This window comes from Cupriavidus campinensis (assembly GCF_905397395.1).
GTDB classification, from domain to species: Bacteria; Pseudomonadota; Gammaproteobacteria; order Burkholderiales; family Burkholderiaceae; genus Cupriavidus; species Cupriavidus campinensis.
In genome coordinates, this window is sequence record NZ_CAJPVH010000065.1 from 20,951 (window position 1) to 27,908 (window position 6,958).

Consider the following 6,958-nt stretch of genomic DNA (forward strand, 5'->3'; position numbering starts at 1 on the left):
GCGCCCAAATCGCTAGTCCGGGGCGATCGGCCACACCCCGCCGCGACCGACCGCCACGCTGACGGACGCCCCGCTCTCCCTCATAATGTGCGATCGCAAAATGTCGCAGGTATCGGGTCAGTGAACGAAACAATTCAGTGGAATGATTGGGAGGCGTTCTGCTGCGTCGTCGAGCAGGGCACCTTCACGGCGGCGGCCGCAGCGCTGGACTGCCCCAAATCCCGGGTGTCGGCCGCCGTGGCGCGGCTGGAAACGGCCATCGGCGCCAAGCTGCTCGAGCGCACCACGCGCCGCATGCGCCTCACCGATGCCGGGGGCGCGGTCTATCGCGATGTGGCCCCGCTGTTCGCGCGGCTGCGCGAGATCCGTCAGGAAACCCTGGCGCGCGAGGAGCGCGTGCAGGGCATGCTGCGCATCGCCACGCCGTACGAGTTCGGCGCCCAGCAACTGGGTGGTGTGATCTGCCGGACACTTGCGGCGCATCCCGCCCTGGATATCACCGTGGAGATTTCCCAGGGTCTGGTCGATCCGATCCGCGAGGGCTTCGACATCGCCTTCGTCACGGTGGAGACCGAGCTGCCCGACTCTGGCACCATCGCCCGGCGCATCTGGCACGTGGAGCGCGGCCTGGTGGCCGCGCCCTCGCTGGCGGCCAGCCTGCCGGCGCAGATGCACCCGGAAGATCTCTCGAACATGCCGACGCTGGCCACGCCCGGTGTCTCGGTCTGGGAGTTCGCGCGCGATGGCGAACGCATCTCGGTGCCGATCCGCCCGCGCATGCAGACGTATAACGCCGAGCTGCGCATGCAGGCAGCGCTGGCCGGGCTGGGCATCGCCCGGGTGCCGATGACGGCCGCCGAGACCGAGATCGCGCAGGGCAGGCTGGTGCGGGTGATGCCCGACTATCCGCTGCCGCCGCTGCGCGTCTTCGCGCTGCTGCCCGACCGGCGCCTGCAACCGCGCAAGGTGCGCGCGTTCATGGAAGCCATCGAATCGATGATGGGCGCGGACCTTGGCGATCTGGCCGAGCCGGCGGCGCGGATGGCGCCCGCGGTGCGGGTGGAATCTTTCGAACGGATGGAGCAGGGGGAAGTCTAGCGGGGCGAGGGGAGGCGCCCCGGGTGTGCTGCCGGGCGGCGTTGCGCCGCCCTGGGTACCACTACGCGGCTCAGGCGCCTTCGCTGAACTGGTCGCGCTGCTCGGTCACGGTGCGGGCGCCTTCCGAGTACACGTCACGCTTTTCGGTCACGCTGCGCGAGCCTTCGGTGTACACATCGCGCTTCTCGGTCACGCCACGGGCGCCGTCGGTGAACGGGTCGGCACGGCCGACGCGGCCGATGCTGCCGTCGAGGCGGGCCAGGTCGGTGAGCGACTGCGAAGCCTGGGCGGCGGTGGCGCCAGCGGCCAGGCCGAGGGCGAGGAGGGCGAGGGCGAGGGTCTTCTTCTTCATGGTTGTGCTGTTCCTACTTATTGGCAGAGATCGCGGTGGGTCCGCGGTGGCTGTAATGTAGGCTTCGGCACGCACAGGAAAAAGGGTAAATCCTCGACAGACTGTCCAGTCATCTGGACAATAAGGGTTAACCCTAGGGTATCGATTTATGCTAGCCTTGCGGCTCAGATCACGCCACGGCTCACGCTGGCAATGACCATCAGCAGGATCTGGGCGATCACGAACAGGATCAGCGGCGAGATGTCGAAGCCGCCCAGGCGCGGTATCACGCGCTGGAGCGGGCGCAGCATCGGCGCGGTCAGGTGCCAGAGCGCCGGCGCCATCGGCGATTGCGGGTTGACCCACGACAGGATGGCCATCAGCAGCGTTACCCACATCACCATGCTGATGCCCCACTTGAGCACGTTGAGCAGGCCCAGCGCCAGGATCACGGGCAGGAAGGCGAGCGGGTCGGCATCCAGCACCAGCGCGCGGCAGACCAGGAACAGCACGGCGGTCAGGTAGGCCGCGATCAGCGTGGCCCAGTCGATGCCGCCGAAGCCCGGCATGATGCGGCGCAGCGGCCGTACGATCCAGTCCGTGACCTGGAACACGCCCTGCGACACCGGATTGCGCGACGGCAGCCGGGTCAGTTGCATCCAGAGGCGCAGCAGCAGCGCCATGCCGAACAGCGTGAAGACGGTATCAAGCAGGAACAGGACAATTTCCGTGAACATCGGGCGGATTTCCGGGTTGGCGGTGTTAGGGTGTCGGTCTCCGCACAGATTCTGCCATACCCGGTCCCGCGCGCACGCGGAAATGCGCGGCAGCGCACCGGAGGGTGGCTGCGGGCACAAGGTGCGCTTTTATAATGAGCGCCGGATTTCCCCCTCTGCAAAACTGATTCTTCAATGTCACGCAAGCCCGCCGCGCCCCAAGCCGCCCTGACCAAGCAGGATTTCGAGGCGCTCTCCGATTTCCGATACCAGTTGCGGCGTTTCCTGCGGTTCTCCGAAGACGCCGCGCGCGCCGAAGGCGTGACGGTGCAGCAATACCTGCTGATGCTCCACATCCGCGGCTCGGCGGACCGGAACTGGGCCTCGGTGGGCGAGCTGGCCGAGCGGCTGCAGGCCAAGCAGCATGGTGTGGTGGCACTGGTCAACCGCTGCGAGGCGGCCGGGCTGGTCAGCCGCAAGGTGAATCCCGACGACCGCCGCGTGGTGCAGATCCACCTGCTGGCCAAGGGCGAGCGCTGCCTGAACCGTCTGGCGATGCTGCACCGGGCCGAACTCGAGTCCCTGCGCAACACCTTCCGCGTGGCCCGCATCACGGCGTTCAACGACGACGGCGCCGACCGGCTCTGATGCGTCCACGGGCGGCGTTACAGCCGGTTACCCATCACAATCTTCCGTGACACCTGCCGCCGGGCCCCGACCCTAGACTCGCGCGCATCATCCACACGCGCATTGGCCGCAGGAGTCTCCACCATGTCTTTCCCGTTTCGTTCCACGGCGTTGGCCGTCATCGCCGCCGGCGCGCTGGCCGGCTGTGTCACCGCGCCGTATGGCAATGGTTATGCCGACGGGTACGGCAGCGGCTATGGAGGCGCTTACGGCGGCAGCTACGGCAGCGGCTACCCGCAGCAGGCGGGGTATGGCACCAGCGGCACCAGCGGCACGCAGATCAGCGGCGGGTATCCGGCGCAGTCGTATCCCCAGTCGGGCTATCCCCAGCAGCCGGCGTACCAGCAGCCAGCCTACCCGCAGTCCGGCTACCCGCAGTCCGGCTATCCCCAGGCGTCCTACCCGCAGCAGCCCGGTTACGACCAGTACGGCTATCCGTCGGCGCAGGCCGGCAATGGCGGCGACCCGTACGCGGTGCGCTATGGCTGGGTGGAATCGATCGAGATGGTGCGTGGCCAGCCTGCGGACACCAGCGGCGTCGGTGCGGTGATCGGCGGCGTGGCGGGCGGGCTGCTTGGCCACCAGGTGGGCGGCGGGCGCGGCAACACCATCGCCACGATTGGCGGCGCGGTGGCCGGCGCCGTGGCCGGCAATGCGGTGGAGAAGCAGACCAACACCGGGCCGGCGGCCTACCGGGTGCGGGTGCGCACCAACGACAACGGCTACCTGACCCTCACGCAGGCCAGCCCGTACAACCTGCGTTCGGGCGACCGCGTGAAGATCCAGAACGGCGTGGCCGTGCCCTACTGAGTCGGCTGAGTCGGCTGAGCGCGGCCTAGCGCGGCTTAGCGCGGCTTAGCGGGGGGGCTCAGGACAGCGCGCTGGCCAGGAAGGTCAGCGCGCGGCCATGGGCCAGCGCCGCCGAGCGCTGGTGGAACGAGGCGCGCGCCCAGCAGTTGAAGCCGTGATCGGCCTGGTCGTAGACGAAGACCTCGGTGCCGCGCTTGCCGGCCACGGCCTGGCGCACCTGTTCCACATGCTCGGGCAGGATGTGCTTGTCCAGCGCGCCATAGTGGAACTGCACTGGCACGTTCAGCGCGGCGGCCTCGTGCAGATGGTTCTGGATGCCGCCGCCGTAGTACGGCACGGCTGCATCGACCATGCCGCGCGCCGCCGCCAGGTACGACAGCAGCCCGCCGAAGCAGTAGCCCACCGCCGCTACCTTGCCGCCCGCGCCAATCTCGGCGCGCAGCGCGGCGGCCGTGGCGCCGATGTCGGACACCGCGGCCTCCAGGTCCACGCCAGTGCGCAGCGCCATCGCCTTCTCCCAATCCGCGCCGCTATAGCCCAGCTCCACGCGCGGGGCCTTGCGCCAGAACACGTCCGGGGCCAGCACCACGTAGCCGTCCGCCGCGTACTGGTCTGCCACCGTGCGGATGTGCTCGTTCACGCCGAAGATCTCCTGTACCAGCACGATGCCGGGATTGCCGGGCTGCTTGCCGCCCGGCGGCAGGCTCAGGTAGGCGTCAAAGCTGCCATCGGCGGTGTCGATGCGAATCCAGCGGCTATCGGGCTTGGTCGTCATGATGCGAACTCTCCAGGGTTTGAGGCAATTTCCACAGTGGAACCCGGAAGTGTGCCATTCCTGTTGCATTCATGCAGGCGGGTTCGTTTGCGAAAACCGTGGACAAAAACGCGCGCAAAAAAATATGCCGGCCCCGCGGGGACGGGGCCGGCATGGGGCCGCGCAGGGGATGGCGGCTCAGGGCTGCATCTCTATATAGAGGGCCGGCGGGGAGATGGCCCGACCGGCGCCTTACCAGCGCAACTGCACGTTCTTCTCGCCAGGGCTCAGGGTGGTCCGCTTGGACCTGCCCTCGAACGTGGCCACTACCTGGTACGACGCGCGCGGGCCCTTGATCAGGCAGCGCGGGCCGGTGGACGTGAACTCCGCCACCTGCTTGCCGTTCCGCAACAGCTTCACGTTGACGTCCGAGAGGTACTCGCCCCGGCCGCCCTGCGTGAACAGCAGGCCCATGTCGTACCCGCGGGCCGCGCTGTTCATTTCCGCCTGTTCATCCGCCGCCACGCCACCGCACATATAGGTGAACGGACCGGCGCTGGACGTGCTCATGTCGGCGCGGGCGCCCATCGACAAGCCCAGCGACGCCACGGCCACGCCGATGACGCACAGCGCGCGCGCCCCTCGGCGCACGGTGTTTTGTTCTGTTTGCATATTTCCTCCTGCCAGGTTGGCCGGCGGCGCGCGAGGGGGCGATCGGACGATGCGAGAGGGCAGGCTCGAGACATCGCCGGAAGAGGGTCTGACTGACGGGGGATCATGGCTGGCATGACCCCGGGCAATAGCCGTTCGCGGCATCCGGGGATACACACCTGAAGTAGACACCGGCGCGGGCGGCCGGTCTGTCAGCGTTTGGCTGATCTTGCTGCGGGAGGATGCCGAGGGGCCGGGGCGGCCCCCGGCGTGTGATCAGTACGCGGAGGACTTCTCGAAGCGGGTGCGCCAGTTCTCGGTATAGGCGCGCACCACGGCGGCGTCGCCCCGGATCAGCATGCCGTTCTCGGCGTTACGCTGCTCGGCGGACTTGGTGAAGTTGAACGAGCCGGTGAAGACCGCCTGGTCGTCAAACACCATGACCTTGTTGTGGGCGATGGCCGGCTTGGTATCGATCACCACGGGAATCCCCGCATTCTTGAGGAAGGTGGCGCTGGTGTAGCGCTCGGAGACCTGGCTCTTGTCCACGATCACGCGCACGTCCACGCCGCGCTGGTGCGCATCGGCCACGGCCTTGGCGATCTGCACGTTGGTGAACGAGTAGGCCTGGATCAGCAGCTTGCGGCGCGTGTTGTGGATGGCGTCGATCAGCATGTCCTGGCAGCTCGGGCCGTCCGGCACGAAGCAGAGCGTGTAGGTGCTGCCGGCCGCGAACGCGCTCGGGCGCGCGGCGGGCGTGAGCGCGTCGGCCAGACGTTCGAGCGTGGAGGTGGTGCGGGCCTGGGCCCCGGCGGCGAGGCCGGTGGCGGCAACCATCAGGCTCGCCAGGGCGAGCCGCTTGCAACGGCGAAGGGAAGGAAACATCAGGTTACAGAGTGGTGGCAGAAGTTCAGCGGCCCGCAGCGTAACAGTGGATGCGGCCCTTCCGCAACCCGCGCAGGGGCATCGGCGGCGTCCGTGGCCCTTGGGCTTGCCGGACATGCTGCCTATGATGGAAGTCACGACACCAGATAAGACAGGAGACCTCCATGACGGACCACACCTACAAGCTGGTTGAAATCGTCGGCTCGTCCGCCGACGGCTCCGACGGTGCCATCCGCAACGCCATTGCCAAAGCCGGTGAAACCATCAAGAACATCGACTGGTTCGAAGTGGTGGAAACGCGCGGCCATGTGCAGGACGGCAAGATCGCGCACTTCCAGGTCATGATCAAGGTGGGCTTCCGGGTGAACTGAGGGGCACCGCCGGGGCGCCCTGATGGGTTTGGGCGCCCTGGGCACCTTGCACCGCATCCGCCAGCGCGCGTAGCGCCGGTTGCGGCGCCGCGCGCAGCCAGTGCAGCATCTTTTCGACGAACGGCGCATGGGCGGTCACGGCAGCGCGCCGGACCCACGCGCGCGCGGGTGTCTCATGCCCGCCCAGCGCCAGCATGCGCGCGTGGTTGAAGCAGCCGCGGAAGTCCCCGCCGGCTGCGGCGCGACGGTAGTGGTCCGCCGCGCAGGCGAGGTTGCGCGCCACGTGCCAGCCATCCTCATAGAAGCCCCCGACGACGTTGAGCGACTTGGCATGGCCGCGTGCCGCCGCGCGTTCGAACCACGTGAAGGCGGCGGCGCGGCTGGCGGCAATGCCGCGCCCGAGTGCCAGTGAGGTGGCGAAGTTGTACATCCCCCAATCGGAGCCGCGCAGGGCGGCGGTGTGGAACCAGTGCGTGGCGGCGCGCGCATCGGCCGGCGTGCCCCAGCCGTTCTCATAGCAGCGGCCGACGAGGTTGGCGGCGCCCGCGTGTCCGCACAGCGCCGCCCGCTTGAACCAGTAATGCGCGCGGGCCGCGTCGGGCGGCACGCCCCGCCCGGCCAGGAACCACTGACCGAGCGTCATCTGCGCATCGAG

Annotated in this window: 10 protein-coding genes; 4 read left to right on the plus strand and 6 right to left on the minus strand. The window is 68.3% G+C overall.

Translation table 11 applies throughout. The features are described 5' to 3' along the window. The first annotated feature begins 120 nt into the window (after window positions 1-120). Complete coding sequence (locus KHO18_RS24440) at window positions 121-1,098, plus strand: LysR family transcriptional regulator (RefSeq protein WP_244845054.1); 978 nt, start codon at window positions 121-123, stop codon at window positions 1,096-1,098. A 70-nt stretch (window positions 1,099-1,168) separates the two neighbouring features. Here KHO18_RS24440 and KHO18_RS24445 read toward each other — a convergent pair whose 3' ends face one another. Continuing rightward, complete coding sequence (locus KHO18_RS24445; protein WP_144199763.1) at window positions 1,169-1,450, minus strand: hypothetical protein; 282 nt, start codon at window positions 1,448-1,450, stop codon at window positions 1,169-1,171. 164 nt (window positions 1,451-1,614) lie between these two features. Further along, complete coding sequence (locus KHO18_RS24450; protein ID WP_144199765.1) at window positions 1,615-2,166, minus strand: YggT family protein; 552 nt, start codon at window positions 2,164-2,166, stop codon at window positions 1,615-1,617. A gap of 174 nt (window positions 2,167-2,340) precedes the next feature. On the opposite strand from KHO18_RS24450, the gene KHO18_RS24455 reads away from it, so the two are divergent. Both KHO18_RS24455 and KHO18_RS24460 read left to right on the plus strand, forming a co-directional pair. Beyond that, the gene (locus KHO18_RS24455; protein WP_144199767.1) at window positions 2,341-2,793 is read left to right on the plus strand and encodes a MarR family winged helix-turn-helix transcriptional regulator; all 453 of its coding nucleotides are present in this window, start codon (window positions 2,341-2,343) and stop codon (window positions 2,791-2,793) included. 123 nt (window positions 2,794-2,916) lie between these two features. Next, window positions 2,917-3,642: a glycine zipper 2TM domain-containing protein gene (locus KHO18_RS24460; protein WP_144199769.1), complete on the plus strand. Its 726-nt coding sequence runs from the start codon at window positions 2,917-2,919 to the stop codon at window positions 3,640-3,642. A 58-nt stretch (window positions 3,643-3,700) separates the two neighbouring features. Here the strand turns inward: KHO18_RS24460 and KHO18_RS24465 are convergent, their stop codons facing one another. From KHO18_RS24465 to KHO18_RS24475, 3 genes are all read right to left on the minus strand, one after another. Beyond that, a complete protein-coding gene (locus KHO18_RS24465; protein ID WP_211944045.1) occupies window positions 3,701-4,417 on the minus strand; it encodes a dienelactone hydrolase family protein in 717 nt (238 codons plus the stop codon). 231 nt (window positions 4,418-4,648) lie between these two features. Next, a complete protein-coding gene (locus KHO18_RS24470; RefSeq protein WP_144199773.1) occupies window positions 4,649-5,068 on the minus strand; it encodes a hypothetical protein in 420 nt (139 codons plus the stop codon). 255 nt (window positions 5,069-5,323) lie between these two features. Then, window positions 5,324-5,932, minus strand: a complete 609-nt coding sequence (locus KHO18_RS24475; protein WP_244845055.1) for a phospholipase D family nuclease — start codon at window positions 5,930-5,932, stop codon at window positions 5,324-5,326. Between the two features lie 164 nt (window positions 5,933-6,096). Between KHO18_RS24475 and KHO18_RS24480 the strand changes: the two genes are divergently transcribed. Beyond that, entirely contained in the window at window positions 6,097-6,303 is a 207-nt protein-coding gene (locus tag KHO18_RS24480) for a dodecin (RefSeq protein WP_144199777.1), read from the plus strand. Here KHO18_RS24480 and KHO18_RS24485 read toward each other — a convergent pair. Further along, the coding region (locus KHO18_RS24485; protein ID WP_211944046.1) for a tetratricopeptide repeat protein at window positions 6,278-6,958 on the minus strand (681 nt) is incomplete at its 5' end. The genes KHO18_RS24480 and KHO18_RS24485 overlap by 26 nt on opposite strands.

What these genes read in the sequence shown, in the direction of transcription:
- KHO18_RS24445 (WP_144199763.1), bottom strand. Translation starts at nt 1,450, where the DNA reads ATGAAGAAGAAGACCCTCGCCCTCGCCCTCCTCGCCCTCGGCCTGGCC.
- KHO18_RS24450 (WP_144199765.1), bottom strand. Translation starts at nt 2,166, where the DNA reads ATGTTCACGGAAATTGTCCTGTTCCTGCTTGATACCGTCTTCACGCTG.
- KHO18_RS24455 (WP_144199767.1), top strand. Translation starts at nt 2,341, where the DNA reads ATGTCACGCAAGCCCGCCGCGCCCCAAGCCGCCCTGACCAAGCAGGAT.
- KHO18_RS24460 (WP_144199769.1), top strand. Translation starts at nt 2,917, where the DNA reads ATGTCTTTCCCGTTTCGTTCCACGGCGTTGGCCGTCATCGCCGCCGGC.
- KHO18_RS24465 (WP_211944045.1), bottom strand. Translation starts at nt 4,417, where the DNA reads ATGACGACCAAGCCCGATAGCCGCTGGATTCGCATCGACACCGCCGAT.
- KHO18_RS24470 (WP_144199773.1), bottom strand. Translation starts at nt 5,068, where the DNA reads ATGCAAACAGAACAAAACACCGTGCGCCGAGGGGCGCGCGCGCTGTGC.
- KHO18_RS24475 (WP_244845055.1), bottom strand. Translation starts at nt 5,932, where the DNA reads ATGTTTCCTTCCCTTCGCCGTTGCAAGCGGCTCGCCCTGGCGAGCCTG.
- KHO18_RS24480 (WP_144199777.1), top strand. Translation starts at nt 6,097, where the DNA reads ATGACGGACCACACCTACAAGCTGGTTGAAATCGTCGGCTCGTCCGCC.